We start from the raw sequence: 15,257 nt of genomic DNA, 5'->3' as shown, positions 1-15,257 counted from the left end.
GAACGCCGATGAAGATCCTCGTGGTCGGTGCCACCGGGACGATCGGGGCCGCGGTCTGCGAAGCGCTCACCGCGCGCGGGCACACCGTGCTCCCCGCCTCCCGCTCCGGCGAGATCAAGGTGGACGTCGAGCAGCCCGCCACGCTGGACGCGGTCTTCGCCGCCGAGCCGGAGATCGACCACGTCGTGTGCTGCGCCGGGAGCGGCTCGCTGGTCCCGGTCGACGGCGGCACCGACGAAGAGTTCGTTCTAGGCCTGCAAGGGAAACTGCTCGGGCAGGTATTCCTGGTGCGGCACGCGATCCCGCATCTGCCGGCAGGTGGTTCGGTCACGGTGACCGCCGGCCGGATCCCGGAGACGTTGCGCGGCAGCGCGTTCGGAGCCCTGACCAACGTCGGGCTCGAAGCCTTCGTCGCCGCGGCGGCCCGCGAACTGCCACGCGGCCTCCGCGTCAACGCCGTCAGCCCCGGCTGGGTGAGCGAAACGCTCGCCGCGCTCGGCGAACCGGGCGGCGGCACCCCGGCGGCGGACGTCGCGCGGAGCTACGTCGAGGCGGTGGAGAACGGGAGCCTCACCGGGCGGACGCTGACGCCGTAAGTGGACACTGTGACCGGTTGTCGGCCGGCTTCGCTGAAGTGGACACGGTGTTCACCTAAGGAGGGTCCGATGACTCCGCTGCCGCGCGATCAGTTCCCCGCGGTGAACCGCTGGGCCTACTTGCCCGACGCGACGGACCGGCGACTGGAAGGCGGCATGCCGAACGTCGCCGGGATCGCCGCCCTCGGTGCGTCGATCGACCTGGTGCTGTCCGCGGGAATCGAAGAGGTCTGGTCGCATGTGGACGGTCTCTGTGAACGAGCACGCGAAGGGCTTGCCGGAATCGGTGCGAAAGTGCTGTCCGACAGCGAGGCCGGACAGCGCTCGGGAATCGTGTCCGAGATACGGGAGATTTCCGCTTGACCGCGCTGCCACAGTGAATCTTCGTGGCGAACCAAGACAACGACAGAAACGATCTCCTCCGGCTGGCCGGGCTCGCGACGCCGATGGCGCTGCGGGTCGCGGTCACCCTCGGGTTGCCGGACCGGCTGACCGGCGACGGCGCGGCCGCCGCCGAACTGGCGGCGGAACTCGGCCAATCCCCGCTCCCGCTCGACCTGCTGCTGGGGCACCTCACCACCCTCGGCGTCCTTGAACGGACCTCGACCGGCTATCGCACCACCGCTTACGGGGCGAATCTCCGCGTCGATGCCGGAAACGGCTTGGCCGGACTCTTGGACATGAATGCCGCCGGCGGGCGGGGCGAACTGGCGTTCATCGAACTCGCGCACAGCATCGCCACCGGCGAGGCGGGCTACATCCGCCGCTATGGCCAGGATTTCTGGGCCGATCTCGCCGAGCATCCCCACCTGCGGGAGACGTTCGACCGGCAGATGACCCAGCGGTTCCTGACGCAGGTGCCGGGGCTCGTCGCCGGGTTCGACTGGTCGCGCTTCGGCACGATCGTCGACGTCGGCGGCGGTCATGGCAGCCTGCTCGCCGCGATCCTGACGGCGAATCCTTCGGTGCGCGGCCATCTCGTCGATCTCGCGCCCACCGCGGCGGCCGCCGAGAAGGAACTGCGCGAGCAGGGACTCGAAGACCGGACCGAGGTGACCGCGGGCAGCTTCTTCGACCCGCTCCCGGTGGGCGCGGACGCCTATCTGCTGTCCGACATCCTCCACGACTGGGACGACGAGCACGCCCATCGCATTCTGGCCCGCTGCGCCGAGGCGGCTCGTCCGGGAGGTCGCGTCCTCGTCGTCGAGGCGGTCGGTGATCTCGGAGCCCAAACCGAATGGGACCTGGTCATGCTCGTGCTCTACGGCGGCCGCGAGCGGCGTCTTGACGAGCTCCGCGAACTCGCCGCCGCGCACGGCCTGGTCTTCGAGTCCGTCACCACGCTGACCGAGCAGCGCAGCCTGCTGGAGTTCCGGATCCAAGACATTCCTTGACAAGAATATTCTGCTGAGTGAATACTTCTGGACATGGAGCAGATCGCAGCAGCACTCGGAGACGGAGCGAGGTGGCGCATCGTCGAACTTCTCGCCGAGCGGCCACGGTCCGTCGGTGAGCTCGCCGAGCTGACCGGCCTGCGGCAACCGCAGACCACCAAGCACCTGCAGACCCTCGCCCGCGTCGGTCTCGTGACGGTCTTCCCGCTCGGGCAGCGTCGCGTCTACGCGATCGAGGCAGGGCCGCTGAAGGACTTCGAAGACCGGATGCGGGAGCTGATCGCGACCATCGAGGCGAACGAGGGCGAGCGAGATGTCCTCACGCGCTATCAGACCGCGATCGGCGCCGACTCCGCGGCCGCGGACCAGGACCGGTGGGCGGACGGGCGGACGTTCTCGTTCGACCGCCTGCTGGCCGCGTCGCGGGACGACGTCTGGCGGCACTGGACCGAACCCGCGCTGCTCGCGTCCTGGTGGGCGCCGCCGTCGATGACCGTCACCGATTGCGTCATCGAGCCGTGGCCCACCGGGCGTGCCGTTCTCGACTACCGCGACGCGGAGGGGCGGTATCGCTCCGCCGGCCAGGTCCGCGCCGCGACCGAACGCGAACACCTCGAGTTCGACCTCTCGGTGCTGGACGCCAAGGGGGAGACCTTCTTCACCGGTCATTACGACCTGAAGTTCGCCGAGGCGCCGGGCGGGACCCGGCTCCGGCTCGACCTGCGCATCACCGAAACGACCGTCGAGGCCGTGCCTTTCATCGCCGGGATCGAAACCGGCTGGGGCCAGGTGCTCGACAACCTCGCAGCCCGACTCACCCAGGAAAAGGACTGAACGACATGACTTCCCGCCGCGTTACCGCGAACATCAGCCTCACCCTCGACGGCCACTACAGCGGCCCCGGTGGCCCTGGCGACATGGGCGCGATCGTCTCGTACGCCACCACCGACATCGCCCGTGCCCACCTCGCCCGCATTCACGAGAAGGCGACGACCGCGGTACTCGGCAGACTGAACGCCGAGGGATTCCTGGGCTTCTGGCCGACCATCGCCGCCGACGAGAACGCCGACCCCCGTGACCGTGCCTACGCGAAGTGGCTGGTGGACGCCGAAAAGATCGTCTTCTCGACGACCCTGACCGAAGCGCCCTGGGACCGCGCCCGCGTGGTGAACGCGCCCGTCGCCGACGTCATCGCCGACCTGAAGGCGAGCGGGGACGGCGACATCCTGGTCAACAGCAGCGCCAGCGTCATCAAGGCGCTGCTGGCGGACGACCTGATCGACCGGCTGTACCTGATGATCTGCCCCGAGATCACCGGCGGTGGGCAGCGGCTGTTCGTCGACGGGCTGCCCGCGTCGAAGTGGACGCTGGCTTATCAGGAGGTCGGGGAGCTGGGGGAGATGGCGCTGGTCTACGACCGTTCGCGCTGATCCTCGGCTCTCGTGAGTGGTAAGTGTCGTTCTAGCGGCACTTACCACTCACGACCACCTGTACCGACGCGTGACTGCCGCTTTGGTCCTTCACGCGCAGCCTTCGTGACTGCTGGTGCGCCTGGGGCGAACGTGGCGATCACGGAGGTAGCGAAGGCCTCCTTCCCTACCTTCAGGGTAGGGAAGGAGGCCTTGACGGACCTGCGAACAACCGCAGCCAGAATCCACTAGGCACCGAAGACACCCGTGGCCCCCACGATGAAGCGATCGGCTTGCTGGCCCAGGCGGAGGCGGGAAACTCGATCTTCGCCACCCGTGCCCGCTCTTTTCGGTCGACAGCTCGTTGCCGCGAAACGGCAACGAGCCGGAGATGCACCCATCCAGAGCTGGGTTCGCTTCTTCGGGTCTTAAGTATGACCTCATCTAAGTAAGATTCGATCTTACTTAGATGAGCCAGACCCGTGGTCGGGTTTCAAGGGTGTTCCGCCTGCGGCCCGGACGAGCTCATCAAAGCGTGGCAGCACTAACCCGGCAGCGGCGTTGCCGAAAAAAGGCAAAAGCCAGCAAAACAGCGGCATAGCCACCCAGAACAGCGAGCCCGGCCCACCCCGGCAGCGGGAAGTACCCCTCGGACGGCGAGTAGTGGGCGACCACCTGCGGGTATTCGTGTTTCGCCCGCAGGACGGCGAATCCCGCGGCCGGGGTCAGGCTCAGCAGCCAGTCGGCCAGGGTGTCGGGCAAGAGCGGGAACGCCGTCAGCACAGAGGGAATCACGATCGCGGCGATCGCCACGAGGCTCGCCGCCCAGGCGCGCCGGAACAGCGCGCCGAGGGCGAAGGTGAAGAGGGCGGCGAAGGCGATCAGCCCGGCGACGCCGACGATGATCCCCAGTTCATCGAGCGTGGACATCGGACGGACGGTGCCGCCGTTGGCGCGCATGAACGCCACGCCGACAGGGAGTGCCACGCCTGCCATGACGAGCCCGGTCATGAAGGTCGCGCCACCGAGGACGACGGATCGCGCCGCCGACACCTCGACGCCTGGCCGCCTGAACCGCGCCGCCACGACGATCACGACGACGAGGCCGAGCACCAGGCCGATCAGGGTGTCCGTGACGTCGAAGCCCGGGGCGGTGCCGATCGGCCCGATGTCGCCGGACCCGGTGACGGTGAACGTGCCGTCCGCCGTGACGAGTCCCGGCGCCTGATGCTCGCGTTCCCATTCGGTGCCGCCCATTTCACCCACCGCGTCGGCGCGCCAGCCCGCCTCGGCGACGCCGGTCGGGGTGACGTTGTCGAAGGTGGCGGAGGCTTGGGTGAAGCGGACTTCCGAGGAGCTCCCGCCGAGACCGGTGGGCCTGAGTGTCAGGTCGCCGGGAGAGGTGGCGAACAGTCCTATTTGGACTGTCTCGGCGACGCCGGTGAGGACGGCCGTGCCGACCTGTGTCCAGTGGGCGCCGTCGGGCGACTCGTAGCCGGTGACGGTGTCGCCGGAGCGGGTCAGCCGGAGCCAGCGCGGTGCCTGCGGCGACACTCCGCCGGGGCTGCCTGCCGTGTCGTGGACGTAGTCGGACTGCATCCGCACGCCGTTGGCGCCGGTGAGCATGAGCGCCGCGTAGGAAGAGCCCTGCGTGACACCGTCCTTGATCATGATGCCCGTTTTCGCCCACGGCACGAGGCCGGGCACGATCTCGTCGTGGTCCGGCGGCGGATAGGTGATGGTGCCGGTCATCGAGGTCATCCGGACGGTGATGCCGCCGTCGCCGGTCAGCGACCGGTGTCCGAAGTAGAACGTGTCGCTCACCGCTTCGCCCAGCGGTCCCCGCGGGTCGGCGGGACAGGCGACCTCGACCGTCTCCCGGCTGCAGGTCGAGCGGTTGCTGAAGGCGAAGAGCAGCCCGGACAGGACTACGACAGCCATCGCGACGATCAGCGCGATGGTCCTGCCCCTGCTGAGGAAGGCGCGCCATTCCTGGCGTAGGGCCACGGCGGAAGTTCTGGTGAGTGAAGGCACGCCGCCGGTTCTACGGGCCGGGGCCTGACACCGTCCGAACCGTCGCTGTCATACCGCTGTTAGGTCCGGTGCGGCATCCTGGGCCCATGGACGGCAAGCTACGGCGTCTGACGCGGCCAGTGCGGCTGAGGTTCACCCTCCTTTACGCCGGGCTGTTCCTCGCGTCCGGGATCGTTCTGCTGGTACTGACCAACCTGCTCGCCGGGAACCAGTTGACCGAGACCGTGCCGGCGCGGTCTCCGGGCACGGAGCAGACCAGTCTCGCCGCCGCGCAGCAGGTCATCCACGGCCTGCGGGACCAGCTTTCGGATCTGGAAGCGGCGCGGGCACGCCAACTGCTGGTGGGTTCGCTGATCGCGCTCGCCGTGATGGTGGTGGTTTCGGTGGTGCTGGGCAGGATCGTCGCCGGCCGGGTCCTGCGCCCGCTGCGGACCATCACCGGCGCCACCCGGCAGATCTCCGCCGAGAATCTGCACGAGCGGCTGGCCGTGCCGGGGCCGGCCGACGAGGTGAAGGAGCTCGCGGACACCATCGACGACCTGCTGGAGCGGTTGGAGGCGTCCTTCGCGGCCCAGCGCCGGTTCGTGGCCAACGCGTCGCACGAGTTGCGCACCCCGCTGGCGACGATGCGGGCATCGCTGGACGTGGCCGTGGGGAAACCCCGGCCCCCGGCCCAGACGATCACCCTCGCCGACCGGTTCCGCACCGAGTTGGACCAGGTCGACAGCCTCCTGGAAGGCCTGCTCGTCCTCGCCAGGGCACAGCACGGCGTGCTCGACGACGAAGTGCCGGTTTCCCTGCGTGACCTGGTTTCCGCGGCACTGGCGACACGCGCCGCCGACATCGCGGGCAAGAGCCTGACCGTCGACGACGGCGACCTGCAGGAGACCGCGCGGACCCTGGGCAGCCCCACTCTGCTGGCCCGCGTGGTGGACAACCTCATCGACAACGCGATCACGCACAACCACACCGGTGGCTGGATCCGGGTCGCGACGAAAGAGGAGTCCGGCGCAGTCGCCCTCCTCGTGGAGACGGGCGGAGCGCTTTTCGCCCAGGAACACGTCGACGGCCTCACCCAGCCGTTCCGGCGACTCGCCGCCGACAGGACCGGTTCGGAGCACGGCTCCGGTCTCGGCCTGTCGATCGTCGCGGCCATCGCCGAGGCCCACGGCGGTCACGTGCGGCTGCGCGCGCGACCGGCGGGCGGGCTGGACGTCGTCATCTCGCTGCCGCGGACCGCGGAACGGGTCCCGGCATGAGGGTCTTGGTGGTCGAAGACGCCCGCGCGCTGGCGGACGTGCTGGCCGAGGGGCTCCGTGACCAGGGCATGGCCGTCGACATCGCCTACGACGGGGTCGCCGCCGCCACCAAACTCGACGGCACCGCCTACGACGTCGTCGTGCTCGACCGCGACCTGCCCGGGATCCACGGCGACACCCTCTGCCGGATGATCACCGGGCGAGACGAACGCGCGATGGTGCTCATGCTGACCGCGGCGGGTTCACCAGGGGACCGGGTCAGCGGCCTCACCCTGGGGGCCGACGACTATCTCGCGAAGCCCTTCCACTTCCCCGAACTCGTCTTGCGGGTCCGGGCACTGGGCCGACGCCGCCCCACGGCCCGCGCCCGCACCTTGCGCGGGGCAGACATCGAACTCGACCCGGCGTGCCGCACGGTCACCCGCGACGGCAGGCTGCTCGACCTCTCGGCCAAGGAGTTCGCGCTCCTGGAAGCCCTCCTGCGCGCCGGTCCGGTCTACCTCAGCGCGGAGAAGCTGCTCGAACAGGTCTGGGACGAAAACGCCAACCCGTTCACCAACACCGTCACCGTGACCGTCGGCAGGCTGCGCCGCAAACTCGGCGAGCCCGCGGTCATCACCACGCTGCCCGGCGTGGGCTACCGCATCGCCGGATCGGGGACGTGACCGGTGAACCCTGTGGGCCCGGAGAGACTCGAACTCTCACTGGCACGGACCTAAACCGTGTGCCTCTGCCAATTGGGCTACGGGCCCCCCAGTACTGCCCTGAAAGCGTAGCGTGCGACACGTTCGGCGTTTCTCGGCGTGGCCGGTGCCGCCCGAGGGGGTGGTGTCCTCTAACGTGGGCTTCCAGCAAGTCCGTCGCGGCGAGGAGGACACGTGGCTCGCGATCCCGAGACCATCGAGCGTGAGATCGAGCAGGCCAGGAACGCGCTGGTCGCGACTCTCGACCAGCTGGGCACGAAGGCGAACCCCGCGAAGCTGGTGGATTCCGCGAAGTCCGGTCTGCGCGCCAAGCTGGACGACCCCAAGGTGAAGTACCCGCTCATCGGCGGGGCGGTGCTGATCGGCGTCCTGCTGATCCGCAAGCTCCTGAAGTAGCTCTCAGGAGGTCTGGGCCGCCTTGGCGGGTGTCTTGGCAGGCTCGGCCTTCTCCTCGGGTTTCGCCTCGTCGACGACCTTCGGGAGTTCCTTGCCCTGGGGCACCGGAGGCTTGGCCACGATCTTCTCCTTGGCCTTGCCGTTCGCCGGGGGAGGAACCTCGAGCGGTGCGATCTCCGGGAGCGTCAGCCTCGCCGTCATGTAGGCGGCGGTGAAGTCGAACGCACTGCCGTTGAGCAGGTGTACCACGGTCGACCTCTCCGGCGGGGACAGTTTCTCGACCAGCTGGTCGGCCCTGTCCCGCGCCGCGATGATGCCCGGTGCGCGACCGGTCAGTTCCTTACCGGAGCCGCTGACCGTGACCTTCCAGTCGTCGTCCTCCTGGACGTACGACGCGGTGATCGGTTCGGTCATCCGCCTCACCCCTCTCCTCGCGAGCATGCGTCACTCTGTGGACCTCGCCACGCCCTCGTCATGACGCCACTTTCGGGTGGTGGCGCCCCCTCCTGACCGAGGCCGTGACGGTCCATCAGAGTTTCTACAGTGTCATCGATACAGTAGGACAACTCTGTGTCACAAGACACTGGCGGCAATGTGCTCTGAGTGACGACCGAATGGCCTAATGCACGCGCATCTTCACAGTCGTTTCAGCGGGCCCTCGCGGACAGGCCTGACCAGAGGACATCCATCGCGTATTCGGTCGCCAGTTCGGGGCTGACGTCCTCGTGCCGCTCGCACCAGATCGCGAGCCGTTCGCACGCGCCGACGACGAACTCCGCGGACGCCTCGGCGCGGAGGTCGTCACCCGCGTCGAAGTAGCCGCTCATCAGGGCGGCGATCAGATCGGTCTGCTGACGCCGGGTCTGCTCGATCTCGTCGGCGGCGCCGGTGCCGATCAGCGCCATCTCGTGACGGAGCAGCGACCAGGCCTGCCGTCGTTCCCGGATGAAGACGAAGAAGGCGAGCAGTCCGCGACGCAGCGCGTCCTCGGCGGAGGTCGCGCCGACGGTCGCCCGTTCGGTGACCTCGCGCAGTGCCGCCCGCGACTGCTGGATGCAGGCCAGCAGCAGTCCCTCTTTCGAGTTGAAGTACTCGTAGAGCATCGGCTTGGAGACCCCGACGCGCTCCGCGATGTCGTCCATCGACGCCGCGCCGTAGCCGCGTTCGGCGAAGACCTCTTCAGCGATCTCGATCATTTGCCGCATTCGCTCTGCTCGTGGCATGCGTTTGCGCTTCGCCGTCGTCACCACAACACTCTACCGAAGGTAACCTACTTCAAGTAAGGTGAACTCTCGGTAACAGGTAAACGAGCGAGAGGTCGGGTCATGGGCAACCGCACCGAGACCGGTGTCGTCATCGTCGGAACCGGCTTCTCCGGGCTGGGCATGGCCATCCAGTTGCGAAAAGAGGGCCGCGAGGACTTCGTCATCCTGGAGAAGGCCGACGACGTGGGCGGCACCTGGCGGGACAACACCTACCCCGGCTGCGCCTGCGACATCCCCTCGCATATGTACTCGTTCTCGTTCGAGCAGAACCCCGGCTGGTCCCGGGCGTACTCGCCGCAGCCCGAGATCTGGCGCTACATGCGCGACGTCGCCGCGAAGTACGACCTTCACCGCTTCATCCGCTTCGGCCAGGAGATGACCAGCGCTCGCTGGGACGCCGACGAGAACCGCTGGCACGTCGCGTCGAAGTCGGGCGAAGAGTTCGTCGCGCCCGCGCTGGTCGCCGGAGTCGGCGCGCTGCACCTGCCGCAGATCCCGAAGCTGCCCGGCATCGAGCGCTTCAAGGGCAGGGCGTTCCACTCCGCGCGGTGGGAGCACGACTACGACCTGACAGGCGAACGGGTCGCCGTGGTCGGCACCGGTGCGAGCGCGATCCAGTTCGTGCCGCGGATCGCGCCGGACGTCGCCGAACTGACGCTCTTCCAGCGGACACCGCCGTGGATCATGCCGAAACCGGATCGCGAGATGCCGCAAGCGCTGCAGAAGACGTTCAGCTCGATTCCGCTGCTGCAGCGCGCCTTCCGCAACGTTCTCTACTGGGGCCTCGAAGCCCGCGCGATCGGCTTCAACGGGCAGCCGTGGGTGATGAAAATCGGCCAGCGCATCGCGCGGCGCAACATCTTCAAGGGCGTCAAGGATCCCGAACTGCGCCGGAAACTGACGCCGGACTACACCATGGGCTGCAAGCGCGTCCTGGTCTCCAACGACTACTACCCGGCGCTCGCGCGGGACAACGTCGACGTCGTCACCGAAGGCGTGAAAGAGGTCCGCGAGCACAGCGTCGTCGACGGCGCCGGCGTCGAGCACGAGGTCGACGCGATCATCTACGGCACCGGCTTCCACGTCACGGACGCCTTCGACGACCTGGAGATCATCGGCCGGGACGGGCGCAACCTCGGCAAGGAGTGGGCGGCCGAGGGCATGCGGACGTATCAGGGCATCACCGTGTCCGGGTTCCCGAACCTGTTCTTCCTGCTCGGCCCGAACACCGGGCTGGGGCACAACTCCGTGGTGTTCATGATCGAAGCGCAGATCTCCTACGTCGCGCAGGCGCTGCGGCTCGCGCGCGGCAAGGCGCTCGACCCGAGGCCGGAGGCGCAGGAGCGGTTCAACGGCGAGATCCAGCGCAAACTCGCCAAGGGCATCTGGACCCAGGGCGGCTGCAAGAGCTGGTACCTGGACGCGAAGGGCGTCAACCGCACGATCTGGCCGGGCTTCACCTGGCGGTACTGGCTGGACACCCGCAAGGTGCGGCGCGAGGACTACGAACTCCTCGGCTGAAGCCGCGAAGTGGGGAGGGTCCGTGAAAGCCAGGATGGGGGGCATGGCCTTCACGGACCTGGGGATGCCGCGCTCATGAGGGGTTGAGCCGGCGAAGCCTTCCGATGAGATCGACGGTGGGGATGCCGCAGAGTTCGGCCATCCGCTCCAGCGCCGCGAAGTCGAGGTGGACTTCGGCGGAACCGTTGTCGCCCGACCGTTTGAGCCGGTCGTCCGCCCACCGTCGCAGCGGGAACAGTTCGTCCTGGTCGTCGTTGATCACCAGGCGCAGGTCGATCCGGACCCGGCCAGGTTCGTCCACGAACACCCGGCGATGCACCTTGGCCAGCAGGTCCTGTGGCAGCTCGTCCATCGCCACGCACAGCTCGACCAGCCGCACCACCGAACAGTGCCGGGTGCCCAGCTCGTAGGTGGCCAGCGTCTGGAGCGAGATCTCGCTCTGCAGATGCTGGTTCAGTTCCTTGCGTGTCCAGCCACGTTTACGGCGGAGCTTGCGGAGCTCGTCTCCGAGTATCCGCTGATAGCTCTCAGCGTCGATCAGCACTCTCCCCGACCCCTCTTCTCCACCGGCTCGCCCCCTGTGACAAAAAGCGGCACGAGCGCACTCACGTGTATGAAAGTCGGCAGGTCGCCCGCTCTTACGCGGTTTCGGGGGTGCTTTTCATACCGATTTTGACCTGATGGGCCGAACGGGTGAAGAAAGCGGGTGTTCCGAGGGCGTCAGTTGACGCAGGGGACACCCTCGGCGGTGATCGGCTGCTCGTCGGACTGCTCGGGCGGCGGGGCCGCGGCCGACGAACCGGCGGCGTTCTGCGAGGAGCCGGAGCCCTCCGCGCCGCTCGGCGTCTTGAAGTCCGAGCCGAGGAACACCATCACATGTCCGGCTTCGACGCTCTTGTCCTCTTGGACGGTCGGGTTGCCGCCGAGTTCGTCGGCGACAGCCTGGCCCGCCGCCTTCTGGCCCTTGGCGACCCAGACCACCGTCTTCTTGCGCGCGCTCGCGGTGGCCGTGTCGCCCGCGGTGAAGCCCTTGTCGGTGAGCTGCTTCAGCACCGCCGAGGCCAGTCCGTCCCGGGTCGTGGAGTTGCGGACGTCGACCGTGGTCGCCTTGTTGGGCGACTCGGCGGGCGGCGCCGGCTGTTCGCCGGGCTGCGGGCCCGCGAGTCCCTGGACGAAGTCCTTGACCTGCTTCGGGTCGACCTGGATCGCGGTGCCGTCGTTCGGGGTCTTGTACTCGATGTTGACGATCGGGATCGTCCGGAACTCGAGCTGGCCGCCGGTGAGGCCCTTCATCTGCTGCGCGAAGCCGAAGATGTCCCAGTTCTGGTTGAGCACGACCGACTTCTTGATGGCCGCGATCAGGTCGTTGAGCCTGCCCGGGTTCGTGAGCGTGCCCGCCGAGAGCACCTTGCGCGCCATCCCGGCCATGAACACCTGCTGCCGGACGACCCGGTCGAGGTCGCCGCGCGGCAGCCCGTGGCGCTGCCGGACGAAGCCGAGCGCCTCCACTCCGGAGATGGTGTGCGGGCCCTTGGTGAACTTCGCGCCGGAGAACTGGTCGTCGACGTCGTCGCTGAGGCAGACGTCGACTCCGCCGATGGCCTGGGTGATCTCGCTGAAGCCCAGCAGGTTGATGGCGGCGTAGTTGTCGATGGTCGAGCCGGTCAGCTGCTCGACCGTCTTGATCAAGGTCTTCGCCCCGGCCTCGTTGGCCTTCTGGTCGAGTTCCTTCGGGTCGGAGACGCCGTTCTCCTGCTGCTTTTTGCGCTCGTCGAGCATCGCGCGGGCATACGCCGAGTTGATCTTGTGCTTGCCGAAGCCGCCGGGGATGTCGACGTAGGAGTCACGCGGCAGCGAGATCGCGACGGCTTTGGACCCGTCGTTCGGGATGTGCACGAAGATCAGCGAGTCGGTGTTCAGTTCGCCGTCGGCCTGCCCGGCGCGCAGCTGGGCGAGGACCTCCTTGGACAACGGGTTGCCCTGCGCGTCCGTGCGGCTGTCGAGGCCGACGAGCAGGATGTCGCGGGCGCCGTCGGCGGGCTTGTCGCCCTCGTCGGCGCCGATGCCGACGTTCGCGAAGGTCAGACCGTCCATCGCGGCCCACGCGTAGCCGGTCAGGCCCATGATCAGCAGCGAGACGAGGCCCAGCGCGATCTTGGGCCCGCGGAACGACCGTCGCGGGGAACGCCGCTGTTCCGGGCGCCGGGGCGGAGGGCCCGCGGGCGCCGGGCGGGCGCCACGGGGCGCGGCAGGGCGGGAAGGAACGCGTCCGGGCGCGTCCTGCCGCGGCCGGGCGGGACGTCGATCCCCTTGCCCATTCCGAGGCGGGTACTCCACGCGGTCTGCTCCTTCTGTTCGTTACCGGTTTGACGGTCTGCTCAAGGGACGCATGGTGCCTGTTGCGGGTTGTCGCAGGATTACACATCCCCCCGAAGATGTGTCATGCACCACCGGTTTCCCGTCAAGAGTACGGAGAATGCCTGGTCAGCGCCGCCTGGATCAGGGCAGTACGCGCCGGGCCGCGCGGGCCGGGACCAGTGTGGCGGCGGCCGCCAGCATCGCGACGACGATCGTCGCGACCGGCAGCGCGACGGAGGCGGCGCTCACCTGTCTGCCGTCGAGGGCACCCATCAGGGGCGGCGCGCACGCGACCGCGCACACCAGCCAGGTCCCGGTCATCCGGCTGGTGCCGTTCCGCACGGTGTGCAGCAGGTACACCCCGAGCAGCAGGTTGACCAGGCTCTGGACCGGCCCGAACCGAAGCCCGAGGAGATCGGCGTCGGCCGAGGCGCCGCCGAAGCGGGTCAGCGCGAACCCGAACACGCCGAGCATCGCGTACGCCATCCCGACCGTCGCCGCCGCGCGGCAGAACACCGCGGCGCGCAGGCCCGGCTCGTCGACCGCCCGTTGCCGCGGTCCCGAATGACGTTCGAACCACCAGAAGACGAGCACGGCGGGCACGGCCAGCAGCGCGAGCGCCAGCAGGACCCTCGGCCTGGCGAGCCAGCTGAGCCCGTCCACGAACGGGCCCGGCAGGTAGACGACGGCCACGAGCAGCAGCATCGCGGACAGGAAACCGAGGTAGAGGCTCATCGGGGCGCGAAGGACCAGGCGAGCGGTGGCGGCGACCACGCGACGCGAGCCGAGCCGGGTCAGCGGCCGCGCCGCCAGGCCGAGGAGCGCGAGCTGGATCAGGCCGAGCAGCAGCACGCCCCACGGCGGGCCCGACAGCGCGGCCGGGGCGCCGGGACCGCCGAGCAGCATCGGTCCCTCACCGCGGGCGGCGACAGCGAGGCCCAGCCCGGCGGCGCCGGTGAACGCCGTCGCCAGGAGGACACCCCGCGGCGGTCGGACGCCGTCGGCGTGGGCGAACGCCAGTTGCTGGACGAACAAGGCGAGGAACAACGTCTCGGCGTAGCGCGGGACGGCCGAGCCGGACCACTGCGCAGCGGCCTCGCTCGCCAGGGTCAAGGCCAGCAGCCCGGCGACGGAGGCGATACGCGTCCGTCGGTACAGGGCCAGCAGCGCCGGCGCGAGGACCACGGTCAGCAGGAAGACGCCGAGCAGCCAGAGCGGGTGCAGCGCTATCCGCATGACGGTGGCGTTCGTGCCCGTCGGGATCCCCAGCACCTCCAGCGCGAGCGGGACGACCAGCGCGACGACGGCGAAGATCAGCGCCGGGCGCAGAAGCGGGCTCGCGCGGTCGGCGAGGTACTGCGGATACCGGCCGCCGCTCGCGCGGATCGACCGCCAGCCCGTCTCGTTGATCCGGCCTACCGCGAAGAAGATCACCGGACAGAGCTGGGCGAGCCAGGTGAACGGCCACAACGACCGCTCCGGGGCGCCCGCCCAGTGCGCGAGCGCGACGGCGGATTCGCCGAGCAGCATCAGCACGACACCGGCGACCCCGAGCAACGCCCATCGACCGACCGGGACCATCGGCCGCGGTTCGCGGGGGAGCGTGACGACGGTCCGGCGGACGCGGGCCCAGCCGCGGAGACGGAACACCAGCAGCGCGCCGATCACCAGCACCCCGACGATCATCGGGCCGAGCGGGTCGCCGACCGGCGGTCCCCAGCGCTGGTGCCAGGAGTTGAGCACGAGACCGGCGGTGTAGAGGGAGGCGACGACGTCGCAGGTGCCGCGTGAGTCCATCGGGTTGATGACGCAGGCGTTGTGCATGTCGGTCGAGAGCCGGTCGTCGAGCGAGGCCCTGGCCTCCTGGCCGAGGGGATGCCCCTTGCGTTCGGCGTAGCGGAGGATGTCGTAGCCCAGGTCGTGGGCCTTGCAGGGGATCGCGTAGTCCCATTTGGTGTTGTCGTCGCCCCAGGGCGCCGAGCAGCCGCCGTCGGTGTGGACGGCGCGCACGGTGCCGTCCCGCGCCGTCATCACGCCCGGGGTGATCCCGCTGACGGAGGTGAAGTCGGCGGGCAGTTCGGCGATGACGTTCTCGACCGGGCCCGGCCGCACCAGCGCGTCGACCGCGTTCTGGGCGGCGAGGATGTCACCCGTCGGTGGGCCCTGGTCCGGCGGCGAGGCGGGCCGCGACGCGATCAGGCCGAAGCCGAACACCAGCACCGTGACCAGCAGCAACCAGCCGGAGGTCGACCAGGGCCGCCGGATCCGGGCGGGCTCGCTGTCGGCTGCGGCTGTCGCTGGCATGCCGTTCAGGGTGCCAT

General features: G+C 69.0%; 14 protein-coding genes, 1 tRNA gene and 1 pseudogene. 9 read left to right on the top strand and 7 right to left on the bottom strand.

Annotated features, from left to right (window positions below):
- Window positions 1-8: 8 nt before the first annotated feature.
- The 5 genes and pseudogenes from ACFOSH_RS32345 to ACFOSH_RS32325 all read left to right on the top strand — a co-directional run bounded on the left by ACFOSH_RS32345 (window position 9) and on the right by ACFOSH_RS32325 (window position 3,420).
- Window positions 9-596: a short chain dehydrogenase gene (locus ACFOSH_RS32345; protein WP_378243398.1), complete on the top strand. Its 588-nt coding sequence runs from the start codon at window positions 9-11 to the stop codon at window positions 594-596.
- A gap of 114 nt (window positions 597-710) precedes the next feature.
- Window positions 711-935 (top strand): annotated as a pseudogene (locus ACFOSH_RS32340) (aminotransferase class V-fold PLP-dependent enzyme); the annotation flags it as partial.
- A 47-nt stretch (window positions 936-982) separates the two neighbouring features.
- Window positions 983-1,990, top strand: a complete 1,008-nt coding sequence (locus ACFOSH_RS32335) for a methyltransferase (protein WP_378243396.1) — start codon at window positions 983-985, stop codon at window positions 1,988-1,990.
- 33 nt (window positions 1,991-2,023) lie between these two features.
- On the top strand, window positions 2,024-2,824 hold the full coding sequence (locus ACFOSH_RS32330; RefSeq protein ID WP_378243394.1) for a metalloregulator ArsR/SmtB family transcription factor: 801 nt from the start codon (window positions 2,024-2,026) through the stop codon (window positions 2,822-2,824).
- 5 nt (window positions 2,825-2,829) lie between these two features.
- Complete coding sequence (locus ACFOSH_RS32325; protein WP_378243393.1) at window positions 2,830-3,420, top strand: dihydrofolate reductase family protein; 591 nt, start codon at window positions 2,830-2,832, stop codon at window positions 3,418-3,420.
- 507 nt (window positions 3,421-3,927) lie between these two features.
- Here ACFOSH_RS32325 and ACFOSH_RS32320 read toward each other — a convergent pair.
- Window positions 3,928-5,406 (bottom strand): hypothetical protein, encoded by a 1,479-nt coding sequence (locus ACFOSH_RS32320; RefSeq protein WP_378243391.1) that lies wholly within the window; start codon window positions 5,404-5,406, stop codon window positions 3,928-3,930.
- A gap of 113 nt (window positions 5,407-5,519) precedes the next feature.
- Here ACFOSH_RS32320 and ACFOSH_RS32315 point away from each other — a divergent pair, with 113 nt between their 5' ends.
- Window positions 5,520-6,692 (top strand): sensor histidine kinase, encoded by a 1,173-nt coding sequence (locus ACFOSH_RS32315; RefSeq protein WP_378243389.1) that lies wholly within the window; start codon window positions 5,520-5,522, stop codon window positions 6,690-6,692.
- Window positions 6,689-7,357, top strand: coding sequence for a response regulator transcription factor (locus ACFOSH_RS32310; protein ID WP_378243387.1), 669 nt, complete (start codon window positions 6,689-6,691; stop codon window positions 7,355-7,357). Before ACFOSH_RS32315 ends, ACFOSH_RS32310 begins: the two co-directional genes overlap by 4 nt.
- 13 nt (window positions 7,358-7,370) lie before the next feature.
- On the opposite strand, the gene ACFOSH_RS32305 is transcribed toward ACFOSH_RS32310, so the two are convergent.
- A tRNA-Leu gene (locus tag ACFOSH_RS32305) sits at window positions 7,371-7,444 on the bottom strand.
- Window positions 7,445-7,570: 126 nt separating this feature from the next.
- Between ACFOSH_RS32305 and ACFOSH_RS32300 the strand changes: the two genes are divergently transcribed.
- The gene (locus ACFOSH_RS32300; RefSeq protein WP_378243385.1) at window positions 7,571-7,792 is read left to right on the top strand and encodes a DUF3618 domain-containing protein; all 222 of its coding nucleotides are present in this window, start codon (window positions 7,571-7,573) and stop codon (window positions 7,790-7,792) included.
- Window positions 7,793-7,795: 3 nt separating this feature from the next.
- On the opposite strand, the gene ACFOSH_RS32295 is transcribed toward ACFOSH_RS32300, so the two are convergent.
- Together ACFOSH_RS32295 and ACFOSH_RS32290 are read right to left on the bottom strand one after the other, a co-directional pair.
- Window positions 7,796-8,206, bottom strand: coding sequence for a hypothetical protein (locus ACFOSH_RS32295; protein ID WP_378243383.1), 411 nt, complete (start codon window positions 8,204-8,206; stop codon window positions 7,796-7,798).
- A gap of 233 nt (window positions 8,207-8,439) precedes the next feature.
- On the bottom strand, window positions 8,440-8,997 hold the full coding sequence (locus ACFOSH_RS32290) for a TetR/AcrR family transcriptional regulator (RefSeq protein WP_378243381.1): 558 nt from the start codon (window positions 8,995-8,997) through the stop codon (window positions 8,440-8,442).
- 120 nt (window positions 8,998-9,117) lie between these two features.
- On the opposite strand from ACFOSH_RS32290, the gene ACFOSH_RS32285 reads away from it, so the two are divergent.
- Window positions 9,118-10,578, top strand: coding sequence for a flavin-containing monooxygenase (locus ACFOSH_RS32285; protein ID WP_378243379.1), 1,461 nt, complete (start codon window positions 9,118-9,120; stop codon window positions 10,576-10,578).
- A gap of 73 nt (window positions 10,579-10,651) precedes the next feature.
- Here ACFOSH_RS32285 and ACFOSH_RS32280 read toward each other — a convergent pair whose 3' ends face one another.
- The 3 genes from ACFOSH_RS32280 to ACFOSH_RS32270 form a co-directional block, all read right to left on the bottom strand.
- Window positions 10,652-11,122, bottom strand: a complete 471-nt coding sequence (locus tag ACFOSH_RS32280; protein ID WP_378243377.1) for a helix-turn-helix transcriptional regulator — start codon at window positions 11,120-11,122, stop codon at window positions 10,652-10,654.
- 176 nt (window positions 11,123-11,298) lie between these two features.
- Window positions 11,299-12,915 (bottom strand): LCP family protein, encoded by a 1,617-nt coding sequence (locus tag ACFOSH_RS32275; protein WP_449224198.1) that lies wholly within the window; start codon window positions 12,913-12,915, stop codon window positions 11,299-11,301.
- Between the two features lie 162 nt (window positions 12,916-13,077).
- Entirely contained in the window at window positions 13,078-15,240 is a 2,163-nt protein-coding gene (locus ACFOSH_RS32270) for a phospholipase A2 (protein ID WP_378243375.1), read from the bottom strand.
- Window positions 15,241-15,257: the final 17 nt, after the last annotated feature.

The organism is Amycolatopsis speibonae (assembly GCF_042647925.1).
Taxonomy (GTDB): Bacteria; Actinomycetota; Actinomycetes; order Mycobacteriales; family Pseudonocardiaceae; genus Amycolatopsis; species Amycolatopsis speibonae.
The sequence above is the reverse complement of the archived record's forward strand: the minus strand, read 5'-3'. Positions and strand labels throughout refer to the sequence as shown.

What these genes read in the sequence shown, in the direction of transcription:
- ACFOSH_RS32345 (WP_378243398.1), top strand. Translation starts at nt 9, where the DNA reads ATGAAGATCCTCGTGGTCGGTGCCACCGGGACGATCGGGGCCGCGGTC.
- ACFOSH_RS32330 (WP_378243394.1), top strand. Translation starts at nt 2,024, where the DNA reads ATGGAGCAGATCGCAGCAGCACTCGGAGACGGAGCGAGGTGGCGCATC.
- ACFOSH_RS32325 (WP_378243393.1), top strand. Translation starts at nt 2,830, where the DNA reads ATGACTTCCCGCCGCGTTACCGCGAACATCAGCCTCACCCTCGACGGC.
- ACFOSH_RS32315 (WP_378243389.1), top strand. Translation starts at nt 5,520, where the DNA reads ATGGACGGCAAGCTACGGCGTCTGACGCGGCCAGTGCGGCTGAGGTTC.
- ACFOSH_RS32310 (WP_378243387.1), top strand. Translation starts at nt 6,689, where the DNA reads ATGAGGGTCTTGGTGGTCGAAGACGCCCGCGCGCTGGCGGACGTGCTG.
- ACFOSH_RS32295 (WP_378243383.1), bottom strand. Translation starts at nt 8,206, where the DNA reads ATGACCGAACCGATCACCGCGTCGTACGTCCAGGAGGACGACGACTGG.
- ACFOSH_RS32290 (WP_378243381.1), bottom strand. Translation starts at nt 8,997, where the DNA reads ATGCGGCAAATGATCGAGATCGCTGAAGAGGTCTTCGCCGAACGCGGC.
- ACFOSH_RS32285 (WP_378243379.1), top strand. Translation starts at nt 9,118, where the DNA reads ATGGGCAACCGCACCGAGACCGGTGTCGTCATCGTCGGAACCGGCTTC.
- ACFOSH_RS32270 (WP_378243375.1), bottom strand. Translation starts at nt 15,240, where the DNA reads ATGCCAGCGACAGCCGCAGCCGACAGCGAGCCCGCCCGGATCCGGCGG.